Below are 18661 nucleotides of genomic sequence, written 5' to 3'. Positions count from 1 at the left end.
CGACCACTGAAGAATGAACACCAAGGGGGTCAATTTTCAACCGTTGAGAAGGGGTCAAATTTCAACCGGCGTTGACACCATGAGGACATGATTACGTCGACTTGTTTGAAGTAATTCTTGCCAGCGATGTTTGCCGAAGCAGTTCCCACTCCACCGGTGCCGCCGCCTCTCCGCAGTCGCGACAACAACTCATCGCGGCCCAACGTCTTTGGGACAGCTCGAACGAAGTTGAGCACGTCGCGATCCACGACTCGAGGCGCCTCGGCTCGTGGCCAAACTGAATCCGGGTCGAGGCCAGCGCGTCGCAGCTCGTACGCGATCCATACGTCGATGGCGAGCGCTGGGACGCCTGAACGGGTCTCGGCGCCGAGTTGCAACGGCACCGCAAGCAGTTGGCGCAACGTCTCGTAGTCAGGGGCGAATGTGCCGTCTGGCATCCACGGGTTGCTGCCCTTCAGCGGTGATTGGTGAACAATCGCGTCGAATAGCGGCCACGCTTGTGCCTTGGCGTTGGGTTTACTTGCCACCGTTGATCTTCCCCCGCGCAATGCGACGGGCGGCGAGGTCTGCATGGTCTTGCCGTATGGCCTGAAGACGCTTCCGGTTTAAGCCCATCGAACCAGTAAGCAGCACCTCATCGACTAACGCAACTGCGTCGAGTAGGCGCCCTGCGCGGAGCTGAGCTGCGACAGCAGGCCGAATACGGCGGAGAGCTTCCGCGTTCCGGCGGACCAAAGTTGGCGACGGCACTGGAAGGTGATCGGCTTCTCGAGGCTCGATCTTCAACATGCCGCCCCCGTAGGCTCGCCCCACAGTCTCGGCGCCCAGCAGGGTAATCGAATTAAGCGATGCGATCGGCAGGAGGTTCATGCCGTCCGCCTTCAGACCTTTTCGAAGGTATACGCCGTGGACTGAGTTCAAGTGGTGAGCGCCAGCTCCATTGCTCGTCAGTCGCGGCGTATCTGCATTCATGTATGTCAAGAAGAGGTCGGCTGGGCGGAGATACGGCACCCGCCACCATGGGGTGCGAACTCGGCATTTGTAGGCTTGGTGGACGTCTAGATCTTCGCCCGATTGGATATAGCTCCAAGCGGCCGCCGAGGGTTCATTGGCCGGCCTAAAAAGATGGGTCGATTGGCCGCTCGCGCCCAGCTCGCGCAGCGCCTTCTCCGTCAACCCCAGGCCGCGCAAGTGACGAGAGCCTGGAGGCGACAGCGAGATAAGATCAGTTGTCTCTAAGCCAAGTGCCCCTGCCTTGGCGGGGGACAAAGTGAAGAACTGGTTGCTGCCTGTGACCATCCCGAGCGTTGTGTCACCCCAGGTCTCCAACCGAGTGAACCCGTCGCTGCCAACAACTGCGTCGAATGCACGCATGCCGGCTGCTGACATCAGTCCAGCCGACCATTTTGCCCCTTTACTCGGCGGAGTCCATCGTCGCGAGGCGGAAAGTTGCGCCAGTCCTTCAGCGTCTCGTACTTGCCACAGATGCATATGGCGCGGATCGCCGTGGTGACCGTCTGGGATGAAACTGTCGGCGAGAAGGAGAACAACTTCCTCTAACACGCCTGGGAACACTCGCTCATGGAAAAGCACAAGACCCACCGAGCGGAAGTGGTCCATCAGGTACTGCCGAACTCCGGCGGCATAATTGACCGTCAGAAGTTCGGCTGGCAGAACGAGCCCTAGCCGCCCGCCCCTTTTTAGGTGCAACGCGGAATGGACCGTGAAAGCCGCCCACGAAGATGCGAGGTTAGACAATGCGACACCCGCGCGGAGGGCGGCCTCTCGGGCTCGTGCACGTGATTCTCCGGCAAAGGCTTGGTACCGGACGTAGGGCGGGTTTCCGACCACCGCGTCGTACGTGCCAAGTTCTGAGTGAGCGAAGAAGTCACGCGCATGGACGGTCGCATCGATTCCACTAGCGCGCAGGCTTCGCTCCGATTCCGCGGCGGAACTCTTGTGCAGCTCAACTCCAACTAGAGGGCCAGAGTGGTCACCTCGTCGGCCGATTTCGTGCAGGAAAACAGCCTCGCCGCAGGACGGCTCCAGAACGGCGTCATCTGGGCTCTGGACGGCCCAGTCGACGAGGAAACGCGCTACGGGAACTGGCGTAAAGAAGGCGCCGCGAGCCTTCCGCTGCGAAACGCTGTCACCGGGAAGCATGCGTTTATCGTGCCCGAGCAGACCGACAATCTAGCGCTGACCCGCCGCTTCGCGGTCAACTCGGTCGAATCCGACACCTCCGAGCGTGCTGGGCACTCGCTGAAGGGACTCGGTGACTAACGAGAGAGTTGAGGTGCATCCTTGGCGGGGCACTGGGACCGCGAGGCAGCCCGATACGACGGTGGAGACTTCGTGCCGTCGAACGAACGGCTTGCATGCCGGGGACGACTATCGTGCGTCAGATGCGCGCCAAGGAGGGGACGTTCCGCGATCTGATGACCCAGGATCGCCAGTTTCAAGTTCCGCTGTATCAGCGGCACTACCGGTGGAAGACGGGTCAGCAAGAAGACTTGTGGCAAGACATTGCCGAACAAGACCGAGCGCTCGCGGCGGGGACGGCGATCCCAAAGCACTTCATCGGCAGCATCGTGGCGGTCGAGAAGGACGCCGACCCCCTGCATGACTTCCGCGAGTTCCGCGTCGTCGACGGTCAGCAGCGCCTGACGACATTGTCTATCGCCCTCGCGGCGTTGCGGGACGTCGCGGCTCTCGACGATCTTGAGCAATTCGACCGGCTGAATAAGAAGTACCTAATCAACGACACGGAGCCGAAGGGGTCGGCGAGGTGGGCGCGTCTTGTACCGGGCGACCAAGACGCTGCTCCGTACTGGAGCGTGCTGACCGACCTGGCCAACGTGTCCGGACATAGCGCGATCGTGAACGCCTACCGATTCTTCCAGCGCAAGATCAGCGCTCTTCGCGAGGCTGGCGAGCTGGTCCCGGAACGGCTCGCGACGACGATCGGTGACCGGTTGGCGCTCGTCTTCGTGACTGTTTCCGAGGGCGAGCGACCCCACAAGATCTTCGAGTCGATAAACGCGACGGGCGTCGGACTGACGCAATCCGACCTGTTGCGCAATTACCTGTTCATGGCGTTGGGGCCGCGCTCGAACACGGTCTACACGCAGCACTGGCGTCCTCTCGAAAAGGCACTGGGAGTGGAGGGCCTGGAGGGGCTTGTTCGGGATGATCTCCAGTCGACGGGGGATTTCGTCAAGCAAGGCGATGTGTACCGAGCGGCGCGAAGTCGCCTCGAACCGTCAGCAGCGGATCTCGATTTCCTCGAAGATCACGTCAAAAGGCTCGCGCGAAGAGGCGCCTACTACTCGCTGTTCCTGCAACCGGCAGACCCGAACTCCACGGCACCTGATCTCGGTCTCAGCAAGAAGGCGTTGAGGCATTTGGCTTTCTTGCGTGGCTGGGGCGCCGGCACAACCTATCCGTTGCTGTTGCACATCTATGCCGAAGTCGACGCCGGCCGCGCCACCACTGCGCAAGCTGAGTCTTGCCTCGAAGCCATCGAGTCCTTCATCGTCAGGCGCTACGTTGTCGATGTACCGACGAACGTCCTGAACCGGCTCTTCATTGCAGTGATCGGCAACCTTCCGCAGGGTGAGCCGATTGACGTGGCGCTGCGTCGCGAGCTGTCTCGCGACAAACGGTGGCCCGACGACGATCGTGTCCGCGATGGGATCGCCACCGTGCACTACTACTCGAATGGGCGAGCGCACCAGCAGCGATTGGTTCTGCAGCGCCTGGAATCGCACCTGCGAGCCGAGGTCGATCTCGACTTCGACTCTGCCAAGCTCTCGATCGAACACGTCATGCCGCAGACGCTCAGTGACGGCTGGAAGAAGCAACTGGTCGATGCCGGACATGATCCGCGCGAGGTCTTCGAGCGCCTCGGCCACACGCTAGGAAATCTGACGCTAACGGCATGGAACTCGAAGCTCTCGAACCAGCTTTTTGAGCGTAAGCAGGAGATCCTGCAGGACTCCGACCTCAAACTCAACGAGCATCTCGCCGCCGCTTCTCAGTGGGGAGTCGACGAAATTCAGAAGCGTTCGCAGGTGCTCGCCGAAGCTGCAATCGCGCTGTGGTCGGCACCTGTGCCGGGGGTTGTGACCGCGCGCTCTGGGTTCGACTGGACACGCGTCGACGATGCCGTCGCAGCGCTCCCGGCAGGCTCTTGGACGTCCTACGGCGACCTAGCCGAACTCGCAGGAACGGCGGCACAGCCGACCGCAAACCACATCGCCCACGACCCCGCGGTAACGAACGCTTACCGCGTCCTCAGCGGTGATGGGTCCATCAGCTTCAAGTTCCAGTGGCATGACCCGTCCGACACTCGCGATCCAATGGAGATGCTGATCGGGGAGGGCATCGAATTCGATGACAAACGACAAGGCGTCACAAGCGCAACGCCTCGGGCCTCCTGAGCTCGAAGCCCTGCTCGATAGCACGCCTTCTGAAGCGAAGTAGGCATCTTCCGCGCCGCCCAGACCGTCAGACGCGGAATGCATCCCGCCCTCGCGGCCCTCGCGTATTAGTTTCTGCCGGGCGCGCCTCAGTCGAATTTCGTCCGTCGGTAATCGACGGATCATACTGGCGCAGGGGTCGTATTCATTCGGGGTGAATACGCCCTCACGCTGGTCGGCATGTAGCGCCGGGTATTGCTCTGTTCGCTTCTCACCTCTCCTGGACCAGCACGTGAGGTGCGTCCTTCATGCCTCCTGCGTTGGTCTGACCACGTCGCGGGTTTGTTGCTTTGGTCGGCCACCAGCTGGCTTCGCGTAGGAGTGTGGCGATGGCGGGCACGGTGAGGGTGCGCACGAGGAAGGTGTCGAGCAGCAGCCCGAAGCCGATGATGAGGCCGGCTTGGATCATGATGGCGACTGAGCCGACCATGAGGCCGAACATGCTGGCGGCGAATATCAGGCCAGCGGAGGTGATGACGGCTCCGGTGTTTGCCACGGTGCGCAGGACGCCGACGCGGATGTTGGTTCCGGATTCTTCGCGGAGCCGTGAGACGAGCAGCATGTTGTAGTCGGCGCCGACGGCGACGAGGATGATGAACGCCAGCAGCGGTACGGGCCAGGCGATTTCGTGGCCCAGTCCCCATTGGAAGACCACAACGCCGATGCCGAGCGAGGCGAGGTAATTGAGCACGACGGTGCCTAGTAGGTAGAGCGGTGCTAGGAGCGCTCGCAGCAGTAGGACCAGGATGACGCCGACGATGATTATGGTGGCCATGGCCAGTTGTGCGAAGTCGGCCCATAGGAGTCGTTGGATATCGGAGTTTACGGCGGGGAAGCCGGCGACGGACACGGTGGCGTCGGCGAGTGACGTGTTGGGTCGTGCGGTGTTGGCGGTGTCGGTGATGCGGCTGGCGAGGTCCATGGCTTCAACGCTGTATGGGTCGTGGCTGCTTTCGATCATGAACCGCGCTGTTTTGCCGTCCGGTGAGAGGAATTGTTCGGCGACGTCGGTGAATTGCCGGTTCTCGAATGCGTTGGCGGGCAGGTAGAAACCGCTCGAGGAGTCGGAGTCGGCCGCTGCGCGTGAAGAGTTTTGTAGTTGGGTGGCGATCTGGCTCATGCCGGACAGCATTTCGATGTTGCTGTCGGCGAGGGTGCGGACGCCGGTGGCGAGTGCTTGGGCGCCGGAGGCGAGCTGTCCGATTCCGTCCTGTAGTCGGCGGAGATTGGTGGCCAGGTCGGCCGGGTCACCGAGGGCTCCGAATGCCTTGTCCAGCGAGGCGACTGCGTTCTGGACGTTGGCGAGGGTGCCACCGACGGTGGCGTTGGTGGCGGGATCGTAGCGGTCCCCGAGGTCGGCGATCTGGTTGAAGAATCCGCTGTCGCGCAGAGTGACCAGGATCTGCACCTGGTCGCGGATTTGGGCGCATTGCGGGGTGGTGGCACACCACGGCGAGGTGTTGAGGGCGCCGACGAGTGGGTCGAGTTGGGTGATCGCGTTTTGGGCTTGGTTGGCCAGCGGTCGTAGTCCTGGGCCGGATTGGATGGCTTGGTCGACGGCGGGGGCAGTGGCGGAAAGTTGTTGCAGCAGCGGCCGGAACTGGTTGACCTGAGTTCCTGCGGATTGGGCTTGGGTGAGGATTCCGGCCAGTGGTGTGAGGGCGGTGCGCACGGTGCTGTCGAGTTGGGCGAGGCCGTCGGCGAGCTGGTCGGCGCCGCCGGTGAGTTTGGCGAGGTCGTCTTTGCGGGAGTTGCCCTCGGCGACCGCGCCGGCCATTTTGTCGCCGATCTGGCCGTTCTGCCAGGCCAGTTCTGCTTGGTCGAGGCGCTCTCCGGTGGGGCGGGTGACTCCGGAAACCTTGGTGACGCCGGGGATCTGGGAGACGCGGGAGGCCATCTCGTCGAGATCGGCCAGTCCTTTCCCGGTCCGCATGTCGGTCGGGTTTTCCACGACGAGGAATTCGCTGATGACGACGTCTTTGCGGAAGTGGCGGTCCAGCAGGTGGTAGCCCTGGTTGCTGGCCGTGGTGTCTGGTTGTCCCTTGCGGTCGTCGTAGCTGATTTTGATGGTTGCGGCGGCTGCCGACAGGGCGAGCAGGATGACCAGGCTGACGATCAGTAGTGGCACGGGACGGCGGACCACGGCGACGGCGACGCTGTTCCAGTAGCGGCGGGTGCGATCGGGTTTGGGCTCACCGATGCCGCGTTTGGCGGCTAGCGACAACACCGGTGGCAGCAGGGTGACGGTGGCCAGAAATCCGAACAGCACGGCGATGGCACACGCGGGGCCCAGGGCGGCGAAGACGCTGAGCCGCGCGAAGACCATGGCCAGGAACGCGAGTGCGACGGTGGCGGCGGAGGCGAGGATGACGCGCCCGATGCTGGCGGTGGCGTGGATGATGGCCTGATCGGCGGGTACTTGGGCGCGGCGCTGTTCGTGGTATCGGCTGATCAGGAACACGGTGTAGTCGGTTCCGGCGCCGAGCAGGATCGCCGTCATGAAGGCGACAGTGAACTGGGAGACCGGCATGCCCAACTCGCCGAGGGCGGACAGCACGCCGCGCCCGACTGCCAGGCTCAACCCGATTACCAGCAGCGGTAACAGCGCGGTGAACACCGACCGGTAGACGATCAGCAGGATCAGGGCGATCACGCCCGCGGTAGCGATTGAGATCAGCAGCAGGTCGTGCTCGGCGGAGGCGATCATGTCGCTGAAGGTCGCCGGTGGTCCCGTTACCTGCACAGTCGTGGTCGAGCCGGTGAACACCTCCGCCGCGATGTCGCGCACCGCGTTGACGGATTCGGCGGCCGTGGGGTCTCCGAGGGTGCCGGTGACGCCGACGGGCAGATACCAGGCTTTGCGATCGGCGCTGACCGCCTGGGCTTCGGTAATCGGATCGGCCAGTAGGTCCTGCACCAGAAGGACGTGGTCGCCTTCGGCCTGCAACCGGCTCACGAGTTCGCCGTAGCGCTGCCGTGCAGTCGGAGTCAACCCATTGGGGTCTTCCATGGCGACGAACACCATGGTTTTCGAGCCTTCTTCGCCGAACGCGGCGCTCATGCGGTCAACCGTCTGCAAGGACGGCGCATCGCGAGGAATGAGGTCCACCGACTGTTGGCGCACCACGGTTTCCAGCTGGGGGAACAGCAGCGCGAGGACCACCGCGGCGCCGAGCCATACCCCGATGACCAGGGCTTTGTGCCGGAGGGTGAATCGGGCGAGCGTCGCCAACCGTTCGCTGTACTCGCGGGTGTCGGCGGGGTCGGGTGATCCGTTGGCCCGCCGGTCACGGCGCGTGGCCTGGCTTGGGGAATCTGCAGTGCCGTCGGTCACTGGACCTCCACTGATAGCGAATGGTAGCGATCGATACTGTCGGTATCGCTACGCTACCGCATGTAGTGCAAGTGGTGACGGCGTCGTAGGACGCCAGGCCGCGCAATGCGCGACTGGGGAAGGACAGGCGGCCGCTATCGAGTCCAGCGCCGGCCGCCGGTCACAGCCGGCAGGGAATGGTCGAACACTCAGTTGGCTTCTGAAGCCAGGCCGACGTTGTTCAGTCGACGGCATTGGCCTTGGATGTTGTTCAGGTCTTGCTGTTGCTGGTCTCGGACGTTGACATCGAGCGCACGGACGGCCACATCGCGTAGCGGGGCCGCTAGCTCTAGGTTTGCGCTTCGGTTGTGGCCGACTGGCCCGTGTTCTGCAGCAGCACGTAATTGCCTAGGCTGCCCAGGAAACCTGCGCAGTGCTGAACGAGTTCATCGGTGGTGAACTCCAGTTCTCCGTCGAGTCGGCGGCGCAAGACTTCGAATAGCCCTCCCACGCCCAAGGTCGAAGCCAAATGGGCAACCCCCACGGCGGAGTCGGGGATGTCGAGGTGGAGTCTGGCCTCGCGCAATACGAGGTCGGTGAAACCGGCCATCAGTTCGCTGCGTAGCTCTCGGAGCAGCGGCTCGGTTGCAGATTCCACGAACAGGATCCGACCCAGCCGAGGGTCGTCGTCGATCATGCTGACCAGCCTGTGGATCGGCGCGTACGCCAGCACCTCCGGTGGCTCGCCGGCATCGGGGATCGCGTCGACTATCACCTCCTGGAAGGTGGCATAGAGCTGCTGGTAGACAGCCCGCAGGAGGGCGTCTCGGCCGGAGAAGTGCTGGTAGAAGTAGCGTGACGTGACACCTGATTCAGCGCAGACGGCAGTCACAGTGGCGGCGGCAACACCGCGCGTGCCGATCAACTCGGTTGCGGCCTCGATGAGACGGGTGCGCCGGTTCCGGTGACGCTCCTCGGCGGACATCCCGCTATACACCCGCGCCGAAACCACGTGGATAGCTTGCCATCTAATTCTGACAAGGCTTAGAGTCAGATTGCCAGCGTGCCCTTGACGAACGGGAGAACAACATGAGCGACGATTCGTTCACTCGGCCCACCACGAGGGTCGTCCCGAAGCCCCGCCGTGTTCGATTCGACATGCCTGCTGGGACCAGTCGGCAGCACTTCGTCGATGGCGACTTGGTGATGAGCCACTTTGTGTCCACCTTGTCGGCCACGTTCCCCGAAGGCGAAGACTTCTTCATCCGGTCAGTCCGCGAGTATCGGGACCACATCAGCGACGCTGACCTCAAGGAGGCGGTCAAGGGATTCATTGCACAAGAGGCCACGCACCGACACCAGCATCGGCTGCTCAACGATCGGCTCCAAGCGATGGGCTATCCCACCGAGGGGATCGATCGCCATATCAAGAAGTTGGTTGGCCGACTTGAGAAGCGTTTTTCTCCCAAGATGCGCCTGGCTGTGACGGCCGCCCTCGAGCACTACACAGCGACATTCGCCGAGATCATTCTCACCAGCGACGAAGCTCAAGAATTGATCGGCGACACCGAAGTGCGGCCTATTCTGCTCTGGCACGCACTGGAAGAATGCGAGCACAAGGCCGTCGCTTTCGATGTCTACGAGACGGTCGGTGGAAGCGAACGCACCAGGGTCTGGGGGATGCGGATCGCCAGCCTCCTCTTGTTCAGCGAGTTGGTCATCCAGACCACCCGCTCTCTGGCCGGTGACCGTGCCGCCTACAACCCGGTGCGGTTGCTGCGCAGCCTTCGAGGTTTCCGTCATAACCCGCTATTCAGCCCAGCAGCAATTGAGCGCTTTCGTTCCTACACCCGCGCCGGATTTCATCCCGACGACTGGGACAGCGCAGAAATCCTCGAACGCTGGACCAAGGAACTCTTCGACGCCGATGGTGGCCAACAAATGCGTAGTAACGTCTAGCTCGACCAGAGCCCGTCGCGGTCAAAGTCGGCCTAAGCGAAGAACAATTCATGGGCTTCGCTCCGCGCGCAGTGAAGTCAAGCCCAGTCCTTTCTACTGGCCGCTCGATGGTGCTCGATCACGTCGCGACCTACAGGAAGCTCCGGCCGAGGAACTCGGTGACGGCGGAGCCGAAGGCGTCGTTGTCGTCGCCGGCGATCATGTGTCCGGTGCCGGATACGTCGACGGTCTCGGCGTGGGGAACCAGTTGCTTGAACTCGTCGACGGTGGCTTGGGAGACCACGTCGGACAACAGACCCCTTACGAGAAGTGTTGGGGCGCTGACCCGTCGGGCTCCGTCGATCAGCAGGCGGCTGATTGCGTCGAATTGCTCCGTTCCCGTGGTCGATTCGTCGCGGAGGAAGTCGAAGTTGGAGTGAATGAATGCCGGGTCCCACCGCCAGATCCAGCGGCCGTCGTGACGCTGCCGTAGCACCTTGCGCAGGCCGTCGACGTTGGCCGGGCGCGAGCGATGGGGGTTGTACGCGGCGATCACCTCGGCGGCGTCGGAGAGGGTGCCAAAGCCATCGGGATGTGCGGCCATGAACGTCACCACGCGACGAGCGCCCTGGAATTCAAGCCGCGGGGTGACGTCGACCAGGACGACCGCCGTCCACGACGCCCCGGATGTCAACAGATGCGTGCCGAGCACGGTCATGCCCCCAAGGGATGCACCTACGACGGCAGGGGCGGTATCGGCGCTGAAGTGCTCACGCACGGCGAGGAGATCGGTCGCGAGTCGCTCGATGTCGTACCTGCCGGCTGGGTCCCAGTCGCTGTCGCCGTGACCGCGGGTGTCGTAGGCGACGACTGTGTATCCGCATGCGTGGAGACGACGCGCTGAAGTGCTCCACGCGTGCCGGTTCTGGCCGCCGCCGTGCAGGAGCAGCACGACGGGACGGGCGTCATCGTGGTCGTAGCAGTCGGCGGCCAGGGTGATCCCGTCCTGGGTTCGGACCCGATGCTGCACGGCGGAGGTCATGACACCTTCCTGGCGAGATCGGAGTCCGCCCGAAGCGTGCGACCGGCTACAAGCGCCTTCATTGTGCGTTGCCCGCGGCGTTCACGATCGTGACCGTGCCCTGGGCTACGCAGACGGCTTTGTCGCCGTTGCTAATGTCGATGCGCGCTACTCCACTGCGATTGCCCAGCGACACGATGTCGGTGACGGCGACACACACACCGGTGGACACGGGTCGCAGCAGGTTCAGCTTGAATTCGGTGGTGGCGACCCATGATCCGGCCGGAATGACGGGGTAGAACACGACTCCGAGACAGTGGTCGACCATCGCCGATAGACATCCGCCGTGCAGGGTGCCGAAGGGTGTGAGCAGTTCGGCACGGGTTTCCATCTCTGCCACCAGCCGACCGGCGGCGAGTTCGGTGTGCCGAAAGCTCAGAAACGTCGACAGTCCACCCGCTGTGTTCGCCGATCTGAGCAGCTGGTCGGCGATCTGCTCATCGAAGTGCGCGAATGTCACTGCCACCACCATGCCCCTGCCTCCTGTCCGGTCATGGGTCGATCACCGTTCGAGCCCGCGAATCGTTTGAGCATGTCGCCGAATGCGCCGAGGTCGCCGTGCGCGCGGAGTGCTCGACATCGACGGCGATGAACCTGGCCGCGCGGTGAAGCACACGACGCGTCGTCGAAGAGGGGCACGGGCTAGACCGGCGTGGTCCAAGTGATGGGCAGCGATGTGTAGCCGCGGATCGGTCCGGACCGCAGCCGCCGCGCCGATTCAAGATCGACCTCCCAGTCAGGCACCTTGTCCAACAAAGCATCCAGAGCGATGCGGGCCTCCATCCGCGCCAGTGCCGCACCCAGACAGAAGTGGATGCCGCGACCGAAGGCGACCTGGTGCTCACTGGTGCGCTCGATGTCGAACACGTCAGGATCAGGGAAGGCACGCTCGTCGCGGTTGGCCGACCCGAACAACAGCAGCACCTTCTCACCTTGACGCATCGTCGTGTCATGCAGGATGACGTCGCGGGTCAGGGTTCGTGAAAGTCCCTGTGCCGGTGAGTCGTAGCGCAGCAACTCCTCGACTGCCGGCCCCAACAGTGTTCGATCGGCGGCCAGGCGTCGGCGGGTCTGCCGATGCTGGGCCAGTACGACCGCGGAGTTCCCCAGCAGATTGGTGGTGGTCTCGTAGCCCGCGACGAGCAGCAGCGCGCAGAAGCCGAGGACTTCCTCGTCGGTCAGTCCGATCCCGTCGACGGTGGCGTTGGCCAACGCCGACATCAGGTCCTCGCGGGGGTTTTTGCGGCGGTCGGCGAGGAAGTCGGTGAAGTAGGCGTAGATCGAGGTGGCGGCGGTCAGTGCGTCGGTGGTTTGTCCGTGGTTGACGTCGACCTGGACCAGTTGGCTCGACCACAATCGGAACTGATCACGATCGGTGGCGGGAACGCCCAGCAGATCGGCGATCACCGCGGCGGGCAGGATCGCGGCGAAGTCGGTCACGAAGTCCGCCGATCCGGAGCCCTCGTCGAGGCGCTCGAACAACTCCGCGGCCATCTGTGTGATGGCGCCCTGCAGCCCGGCCACCCGCCGGGGGGTGAACGCCCGGCTCACCAGGGCACGCAACTGGTCGTGGCGCGGAGGGTCCATCACGATCATCATCGGCAGGAACGAGCCGATGAAGTCCGATCCCGGCGGGGTGGGGAAGATGCCGTCCACCGAGGAGTACGTGCCGTGATCCAGTGCTGCGGCCTGGACGTCGCCGTGCCGGCTCAACACCCAGGTATGGGACTCCTCGGCGCGGTACACCGGAGCCGTGTCACGCAACGACCGATACGTCGGATAGGGGTCGTTGAGGATCGAGGCGTCGAACGGGTCGTAACGAATCTGCACCGAGACCACCAAGACCTCCGACCACCAAAGTAACGACGGTTTAGACTCGCAGTCTAAACCGGCCGACCGGGACAGGGGGGCAATGCGCAAGATTCCACGTCAGATCTCTGACCGGCTTCCCGCCGCGGCGGACTTGTTCGCCGAGAAGGGGCTCAACGACTCCAAGATCGAAGACGTCGCCGCGGTGACCGGTGTGCCGAAAGCGACGCTGTACTACTACTTCGCCGGCAAAGAGGACATCCTTGCCTTCCTGCTCGAAGACCTCCTCAAGGACATCTCCGATGCCGTGACCGCGATCGTGCACACCGACGGCACCGGTGCCGAACGCCTCGAACTCGTCATCCGCGCACAACTGCGGGCAATGGCGCAGCGGCCAGCGGTATGCCGTGCACTCATCGGCGAACTGGGACGAGCGGCCCGCATGCCGGCCATCGCCGAGATGATCAATACCGCCTACCAACAACCCGTCGAAACTCTGCTCATCGAAGGGGCCCGCGACGGATCCCTCGTCGCTCAGCCCGATGCACGATCGACGTCCATTGCGCTGTTCGGCGCGGTCACCATCAATGCACTCATGTACCTGGTCACCGAGAACCACCTCGACGAGACGGTGGTCGCCAGCACCCTCAGCGCCGTCATGTTCGACGGCCTGCGCCCGCGCACAGGAGACCAGTCATGAGCACCTACGGCCTGTCGGTTCTCGGCGGGGATCTGAAGTCACTGGCCCAAACCGCCCAGGCCGCTGATGCGGCCGGGTTCGACGCCGTATGGGCCTCCGAGTTCTACTCTCGGTCCGGATCGATCTCCATGGCCGCGATGGCCAACAGCACACAGAACTGTCGGATCGGTTCCTCCATTCTCTACGGCGTCGGCCGAAGCCCCCTGGTGCTGGCCACCGAGGCACGCGACCTCGACGAACTCTCCAACGGACGACTGGTACTCGGCATCGGCAACGGCACCAAACGGATGATGGGCGACTGGCACGGCGTGCCCGACACCTCCGCACCCGCCCTGCGGATGGAAGAACTCGTGATGCTGCTGCGCCGGATATGGAACCTGCATGAAGGCCCGATCCATCACGAGGGCCGTTTCTACAGAATGAATCTCACCCCGACCGGCGACATGGGACCCTCCAGCCGGCCGATCCCGATCGTCACTGCCGGTGTCCGGCCCCGGATGTGCGAGGCGGCCGGGCGGGTGGCCGACGGCCTGGCCGGACATCCGCTGTTCACAACCACCTACGTCGAGGAGATCGTCCGGCCCGCTATCGCCAGGGGTGCCGCGCACACCGGCCGCGACCCCAATGACGTGGAAATCATTTCCATGGTGATGTGCGCCATCCACGACGACACCGAGGTCGCCAGGCGCGAACTGGCGCAGCAGATTGCGTTCTACTCCTCGGTCAAATCCTACGAGACGGTACTCGATGTGAACGGCTTCGCCAGCGAAGGCCGAACCATCCGAGAAGCATTCGCCCAGCGCGATTTCCCGGCGATGTTCGCCGCGGTGTCCGAGGAGATGATCGACACCATGGGTGTCGCCGGGACGGCACACGAGGTCCGTGAACAACTGAGACGCTACGAAGGCGTCCTCGACCACATCATGCTGTATTCACCATCGGTCGGCATCGCTGCGGAACGCGTGCAGCAAAACTTCGCCAGCATCATCCGGGAATGCTCGCCCGCCTCGATGTCGCCAGGGCGGTCCTGTCCACGTTCAACCTGATCCACGTATTGCCGCCCAAGTCGACCCGTCGCCGCGTCCGCGGCCGCATCAGTGGGTCTGCCGCGCCGACCCCGCCGATGATTGCGTGGCGCTGTTGACGATGTTGGCGTCGTCGGTGTCGGGGAGGTCATGGCGGACCACGCGTACCCGTCCTTGAGGTAGGCAGGCCATGTAGCCGTGGCGCATACCATACAACTCCCACGCTGTCTGTTCAGCGTCGGGATCGACATCGATGCGATGTCCGCGCGAGAAGCTCAGGTGTAGTCCTCCATCGTCGCTGGAACAGGCCTGGGTGCACACTGCGCCGGCGAGGTTCAGCAGTGGGCGTTCGTGGGTCGCGATCCTGAGGGGGTCAATACGCACCGCCTCGATGGGGTAGGTGCCGACGGCAGGAAGGGTCAATAGCAGGGGGCAGGAGATGACGATTTCGTTGTAGTCATCGAAATCCAGAACCAGGCCGCCATGCAGCGAGAGGCGTTGTACAACAAGGTTTTCGATCCATTGGGTGTACATGGCAGTCTCTTTTCGACGCATCGTTGAGCCGTATCCCCAAAGAGTACGCTAAGTAGCGCTGCGATATCAGTAGTATCGTTATCGGTTGGCGGTGGGCCTAGCAGCGCTGGTCACGACGCGCCTGGTGGCTCGGTCAATGCGGTCGCGGGTGTCGGCGGCTGTCGCGCGGTGGCCGCTGAAGGTCACGAGGTTGGCCAACCAGATGTCGGAGATGACCCCAGCGACGTGCAGATCGGTAGGGGTGGGCTCGCCGCCCCTGAGCGTGCGGGCCAGCAGGATCTGGATCTCATCGGCCGCGCGGTCGAGTTCCGCGGCGGCGCGGGTGTCTGCGACGGCGAAGGCCCGTGTCATGGCCGTCGTCAGCCATGGGTCGCGCTGCCAGCGGTCATGCAGATGTGAGGTGAGCCGTTCGAGCCGTTCCAGCGGTGTGCCCTCACCACTCGCCCAGTCGCCGGCCGAGTCGAGTCGACGGAACTCGCGCGTCAGCGCTGCTACCAGCAAGTGGGTTTTCGCCGGGAAATAGCGGTAAAGCGTGCCGACGGCGATGCCGACCCGCTCGGCAACCGTCCGCATCTGAACCGCCTCGTAACCACCCGACGCAGCCACGGCCAAAGCTGCATCCAGAATCGTTTCCCGGCGCCGTGCGGAGGCGCGTGAACGCGACGCGTTAGCGGCCCGCTTCTCTGCAGCGACCGAGTTCGCTTCCGAAGGCAGGGTTTTCCCGCGGCTGCGCGCCTGAGGGAAAGTCATGACGGCCCCGGGTCCAGACCGCCGCGGCGCGAGAACTGCTCCAGAAGATCGCCGAAAGCGCTGACATCGCCGTGTGCGGCGAAGTGCTCAGGGCTGACGACAATGAACACTGCACTGGCGGTGAAGCGGGCGATCCCACCCTCACCCGTGCCTGTCGCCGTGACATGCAGCGCCCGCCCTTCACGAGAGACGATGTGGGCAGTAATCCGGTGGGTCTGATGCAGCGGCACCGGCCGCAAATATTCGACCGTCAGGGTGCGGGTCACCGCCGGGGTGCCGGCGATCCACAACGTGAAGCCCAGGACGTCATCACATGCGGCGGCCACTGCCCCGCCGTGAGCCAGGCCCGGGGCCCCGATATGCCGCTCGTCGAACCTCACATCGGTGTACACCGCGTCGCCGCTGCGATGCACCACTAGCCGCAGTCCGTGAGGGTTGTCCGGGCCGCAACCCATGCAGGTCGTGGTGTGCGAGGGCAGCCGCTCCGGCGGCAACACGCTTTTGGGCACCATCACCCCCCAATACGATCGGTTTCGCTGCGCTACCGTTAGTACCACACTGCTAGACTGCCAGGACAACATCGCGTGAAAATCGACCGCCCGAGGTGAATGAGTGAGCAACAGTCAGTCAGCGCCAGTCCCTGACGATGACGTGGACCCGCGGCGCATCCGGTCACGCACCCGGCTGCTGGATGCTGCGGCAACGCTACTGAGCACCGGTGGGGTGGAAGCGGTCACTATCGATGCCGTCACCAAAGCATCCAAAGTGGCCCGAACCACGCTGTACCGCCACTTCCACAGTTCGTCGCATCTGCTCGCAGCCACGTTCGAACGCCTACTTCCGCAAGTGACCACTCCGGCACCGACCAGCGGACCCCTCCGTGAGCAGCTGATCGAATTGCTCAGCCGCCAAGCCGCACTCTTCAACGACGCACCGCTGCATGTCACGACACTCGCGTGGCTCTCATTGGGGCCCACCGGCTCCACTAACGAAGCGGATGAGCGCCACACATCCGGGGCGCTACGGGCCCGAGTCGTTGACCAGTACCGTCAACCATTTGACGCCATACTCACCAGCCCGAGAGCACAAGCCGAACTCGACGACTTCGACCGGGAACTGGCGCTCTGCCAACTCGTCGGACCACTCGCCTTCGCCCGAATGACCGGGCTTCGCACCATCACTCACAATGACTGCGCGAACATCGTCGATGACTTCCTCGCCGCCCACCGCAAGACCGATAGCGACGCCAAAGAGTCGAAGATCGCCACCAAGAAGACGGGCCGCCCCGCGCGCTTAGCTCGCTAGGCACAACGAAATCACAGCGTCCAGCCGGCTGGTCTTCGGGCCCTTTTCGCCTTCTCGCAAATCGCGTCGGCGATGGCATCGAAGGACCGTTCGTCGCCATCATCGGCGAGGCCGTGCGCGCAGATTCCATGGGCATCCGCGTGACGATTCGTGCCGGCAAAGTGAGTGCACCACCTCAGTGTTCGGACCGCCGTTTCCCGCGTTGAGAACTCTTCCCCCTACGTCCGTGAGGTGTCTCGCGGGCAACCCCTCGCATCCGCGGTCTCGCAATCCTTGGGACGCGGGGTGTCTGCGCCGCGGATCTTTATCCGGATATCGTCCGTCGTTAAGTGATCGTGCTTATTGGCAGAGGGGTCGAATTCCGAGTGGGGTGAATGCCCAAATCAGAGGTCTGTTCGAGGGCGAGTTTGTTCGCTGCGTCGCAAGCGCTGGCTGTCGGTGTCTCTTGATAAGACTGTTGCGAGCTGACTGCGTACCTGTGGTCAACAGGCAGGAGGATCCGATGTACTTCAAGGTCACGGTCACTGGTGACGCCAACCGCTATCCCACGTGGGCCTTGTACGGCGACAACCATGAGATGGTCGCCTGGGCAGGCGAAGGCTTCGAATCGCAAGCCAACGCCACCAGAGCGGCAAATGCCTTCAAGTCCGGCGGGTCCGCAGCACGGTATGAGACATTCCAGGACGTCGGCGGAAGCTGGCGGTGGCGCGCATGGCGGTCGAGTGACAAAGTTGCCGCCTCAGGTGAGTCGTTCGCCAGCTCTTACAACGCGGAGCGCGCCGCCGAGAACGTGCGGGCGAACGCGCCGTATGCGACTGGGCCCTGAGCTGCGTACATGGGTGACAATGACGATCTGAAGTTGAATCCACGGTTCCTGCGGCGAGCAGCGGAACAGGTGCGCGACTTTGAGCGGGCGTTCAGCGCCCTGCTCGAGCTGTGTCAGTTCACCGCTGGGCTTCGGGCGATGGCTGGTCCCGACCTGCCTGACGAGGTACTTGCCGGCTACGCCAGTCTGCCCGCCGTGACACCGAGATCTGATGTGTCAGACGACGAATGGGTGGCGGCGAAGGGCCGCTGCTCACGGACAGCTGGCCGTATTGCGCATCTTCCCGACATCACCGGTGTGCGGATATCCCGCCCGGGATTCGGCGGTCCGGTTAACCCGTTCGAGATGTGGATAACTGTCACCCAGCCGCACTCGCTCGTACAGCCGGACGACATCCTCGCCGCGTCCGAACACACCATCGGCATCCTTGAATCGATGGTCGACCGTGTCGATGTCACCGGCGACATCAGCATCGAGGATATGCACCCTTTGGTCTGGGGCGCGGCTCGAGGCCAATGGCGCATCGAGTTGTACCGCGAAGCGGTGTCATCCGCCGTGGGCGCTGTCATCGACCACGTCCGCCAGCTCACCGGAAGGACTGACCTCGACGACAAGGACGTTTTCACGCAGGCCTTCTCGCAGAGTCCACCCAAGGCTGGTGCTCCGCGATTGCGCTGGCTCGGAGGTAATCAAGACCAGACCGTCATATCGATGAACCGCGGCTTGTTGAGTTTCTCGACGGGCGTCCATGCTGCGATCCGAAACCCAACCACCCACGACCGGACGCAGCTATCGGCGCAGGAGGCCGCCGAGAGGCTCGCCGCTTTAAGCCTTCTGGCGACTTGGGTGGAGAAGTGCAGGCTCGACAGCGTCGACGCCACGCAGTGAACAATCACTCG

The 18661-nt window shown here is 63.4% G+C and carries 17 protein-coding genes; 7 read left to right on the top strand and 10 right to left on the bottom strand.

Annotation, left to right across the window (positions count from 1 at the left end; genetic code table 11):
* Positions 1 to 29: 29 nt before the first annotated feature.
* Both A5752_RS26985 and A5752_RS04105 read right to left on the bottom strand, forming a co-directional pair.
* Entirely contained in the window at positions 30 to 527 is a 498-nt protein-coding gene (locus A5752_RS26985) for a hypothetical protein (RefSeq protein ID WP_231983322.1), read from the bottom strand.
* Entirely contained in the window at positions 517 to 2163 is a 1647-nt protein-coding gene (locus A5752_RS04105; protein ID WP_067082414.1) for an N-6 DNA methylase, read from the bottom strand. Before A5752_RS04105 ends, A5752_RS26985 begins: the two co-directional genes overlap by 11 nt.
* 242 nt (positions 2164 to 2405) lie before the next feature.
* Here A5752_RS04105 and A5752_RS04100 point away from each other — a divergent pair, with 242 nt between their 5' ends.
* Positions 2406 to 4442, top strand: a complete 2037-nt coding sequence (locus A5752_RS04100) for a GmrSD restriction endonuclease domain-containing protein (protein WP_197500535.1) — start codon at positions 2406 to 2408, stop codon at positions 4440 to 4442.
* Positions 4443 to 4692: 250 nt separating this feature from the next.
* Here the strand turns inward: A5752_RS04100 and A5752_RS04095 are convergent, their stop codons facing one another.
* Both A5752_RS04095 and A5752_RS04090 read right to left on the bottom strand, forming a co-directional pair.
* Positions 4693 to 7815, bottom strand: coding sequence for an MMPL/RND family transporter (locus tag A5752_RS04095; protein WP_064403589.1), 3123 nt, complete (start codon positions 7813 to 7815; stop codon positions 4693 to 4695).
* A 328-nt stretch (positions 7816 to 8143) separates the two neighbouring features.
* Entirely contained in the window at positions 8144 to 8779 is a 636-nt protein-coding gene (locus A5752_RS04090) for a TetR/AcrR family transcriptional regulator (protein WP_064403590.1), read from the bottom strand.
* Positions 8780 to 8883: 104 nt separating this feature from the next.
* On the opposite strand from A5752_RS04090, the gene A5752_RS04085 reads away from it, so the two are divergent.
* The gene (locus A5752_RS04085) at positions 8884 to 9753 is read left to right on the top strand and encodes a metal-dependent hydrolase (protein WP_064403591.1); all 870 of its coding nucleotides are present in this window, start codon (positions 8884 to 8886) and stop codon (positions 9751 to 9753) included.
* A gap of 130 nt (positions 9754 to 9883) precedes the next feature.
* Here the strand turns inward: A5752_RS04085 and A5752_RS04080 are convergent, their stop codons facing one another.
* From A5752_RS04080 to A5752_RS04070, 3 genes are all read right to left on the bottom strand, one after another.
* The gene (locus tag A5752_RS04080; RefSeq protein WP_064403592.1) at positions 9884 to 10774 is read right to left on the bottom strand and encodes an alpha/beta fold hydrolase; all 891 of its coding nucleotides are present in this window, start codon (positions 10772 to 10774) and stop codon (positions 9884 to 9886) included.
* Positions 10775 to 10832: 58 nt separating this feature from the next.
* Positions 10833 to 11285, bottom strand: coding sequence for a PaaI family thioesterase (locus tag A5752_RS04075; protein ID WP_064403593.1), 453 nt, complete (start codon positions 11283 to 11285; stop codon positions 10833 to 10835).
* Positions 11286 to 11455: 170 nt separating this feature from the next.
* The gene (locus A5752_RS04070; RefSeq protein ID WP_064403594.1) at positions 11456 to 12652 is read right to left on the bottom strand and encodes a cytochrome P450; all 1197 of its coding nucleotides are present in this window, start codon (positions 12650 to 12652) and stop codon (positions 11456 to 11458) included.
* Between the two features lie 73 nt (positions 12653 to 12725).
* On the opposite strand from A5752_RS04070, the gene A5752_RS04065 reads away from it, so the two are divergent.
* Together A5752_RS04065 and A5752_RS04060 are read left to right on the top strand one after the other, a co-directional pair.
* Positions 12726 to 13322, top strand: a complete 597-nt coding sequence (locus tag A5752_RS04065) for a TetR/AcrR family transcriptional regulator (protein ID WP_064403595.1) — start codon at positions 12726 to 12728, stop codon at positions 13320 to 13322.
* Positions 13319 to 14368 (top strand): LLM class flavin-dependent oxidoreductase, encoded by a 1050-nt coding sequence (locus tag A5752_RS04060; RefSeq protein WP_064403596.1) that lies wholly within the window; start codon positions 13319 to 13321, stop codon positions 14366 to 14368. The genes A5752_RS04065 and A5752_RS04060 overlap by 4 nt, the downstream gene beginning before the upstream one ends.
* 48 nt (positions 14369 to 14416) lie before the next feature.
* Here the strand turns inward: A5752_RS04060 and A5752_RS04055 are convergent, their stop codons facing one another.
* The 3 genes from A5752_RS04055 to A5752_RS04045 all read right to left on the bottom strand — a co-directional run bounded on the left by A5752_RS04055 (position 14417) and on the right by A5752_RS04045 (position 16143).
* Complete coding sequence (locus A5752_RS04055; protein WP_064403597.1) at positions 14417 to 14881, bottom strand: DUF6188 family protein; 465 nt, start codon at positions 14879 to 14881, stop codon at positions 14417 to 14419.
* A 78-nt stretch (positions 14882 to 14959) separates the two neighbouring features.
* A complete protein-coding gene (locus A5752_RS04050; protein WP_067082409.1) occupies positions 14960 to 15631 on the bottom strand; it encodes a TetR family transcriptional regulator in 672 nt (223 codons plus the stop codon).
* Positions 15628 to 16143, bottom strand: a complete 516-nt coding sequence (locus A5752_RS04045) for a PaaI family thioesterase (protein ID WP_013471000.1) — start codon at positions 16141 to 16143, stop codon at positions 15628 to 15630. The genes A5752_RS04050 and A5752_RS04045 overlap by 4 nt, the downstream gene beginning before the upstream one ends.
* Before the next feature lie 100 nt (positions 16144 to 16243).
* On the opposite strand from A5752_RS04045, the gene A5752_RS04040 reads away from it, so the two are divergent.
* The 3 genes from A5752_RS04040 (at position 16244) to A5752_RS04030 (ending at position 18650) form a co-directional block, all read left to right on the top strand.
* A complete protein-coding gene (locus tag A5752_RS04040; protein WP_013471001.1) occupies positions 16244 to 16936 on the top strand; it encodes a TetR/AcrR family transcriptional regulator in 693 nt (230 codons plus the stop codon).
* A 478-nt stretch (positions 16937 to 17414) separates the two neighbouring features.
* The gene (locus A5752_RS04035) at positions 17415 to 17762 is read left to right on the top strand and encodes a YegP family protein (protein ID WP_231744957.1); all 348 of its coding nucleotides are present in this window, start codon (positions 17415 to 17417) and stop codon (positions 17760 to 17762) included.
* A gap of 9 nt (positions 17763 to 17771) precedes the next feature.
* Positions 17772 to 18650 (top strand): TIGR02391 family protein, encoded by an 879-nt coding sequence (locus A5752_RS04030; protein ID WP_050597092.1) that lies wholly within the window; start codon positions 17772 to 17774, stop codon positions 18648 to 18650.
* The last annotated feature ends 11 nt before the right edge of the window (positions 18651 to 18661 follow it).

It is taken from the genome of Mycobacterium sp. 852002-51961_SCH5331710 (assembly GCF_001665535.1).
Lineage (GTDB): Bacteria > Actinomycetota > Actinomycetes > Mycobacteriales > Mycobacteriaceae > Mycobacterium.
The sequence above is the reverse complement of the archived record's forward strand: the minus strand, read 5'-3'. Positions and strand labels throughout refer to the sequence as shown.

Bases quoted from the DNA above. Each gene is read 5' to 3' on its own strand.
- A5752_RS04065 (WP_064403595.1), top strand. From the start codon at position 12,726: ATGCGCAAGATTCCACGTCAGATCTCTGACCGGCTTCCCGCCGCGGCG.
- A5752_RS04045 (WP_013471000.1), bottom strand. From the start codon at position 16,143: ATGGTGCCCAAAAGCGTGTTGCCGCCGGAGCGGCTGCCCTCGCACACC.
- A5752_RS04050 (WP_067082409.1), bottom strand. From the start codon at position 15,631: ATGACTTTCCCTCAGGCGCGCAGCCGCGGGAAAACCCTGCCTTCGGAA.
- A5752_RS04060 (WP_064403596.1), top strand. From the start codon at position 13,319: ATGAGCACCTACGGCCTGTCGGTTCTCGGCGGGGATCTGAAGTCACTG.
- A5752_RS04075 (WP_064403593.1), bottom strand. From the start codon at position 11,285: ATGGTGGTGGCAGTGACATTCGCGCACTTCGATGAGCAGATCGCCGAC.
- A5752_RS04030 (WP_050597092.1), top strand. From the start codon at position 17,772: ATGGGTGACAATGACGATCTGAAGTTGAATCCACGGTTCCTGCGGCGA.
- A5752_RS04080 (WP_064403592.1), bottom strand. From the start codon at position 10,774: ATGACCTCCGCCGTGCAGCATCGGGTCCGAACCCAGGACGGGATCACC.
- A5752_RS04090 (WP_064403590.1), bottom strand. From the start codon at position 8,779: ATGTCCGCCGAGGAGCGTCACCGGAACCGGCGCACCCGTCTCATCGAG.
- A5752_RS04105 (WP_067082414.1), bottom strand. From the start codon at position 2,163: ATGCTTCCCGGTGACAGCGTTTCGCAGCGGAAGGCTCGCGGCGCCTTC.
- A5752_RS04085 (WP_064403591.1), top strand. From the start codon at position 8,884: ATGAGCGACGATTCGTTCACTCGGCCCACCACGAGGGTCGTCCCGAAG.
- A5752_RS04100 (WP_197500535.1), top strand. From the start codon at position 2,406: ATGCGCGCCAAGGAGGGGACGTTCCGCGATCTGATGACCCAGGATCGC.
- A5752_RS04055 (WP_064403597.1), bottom strand. From the start codon at position 14,881: ATGTACACCCAATGGATCGAAAACCTTGTTGTACAACGCCTCTCGCTG.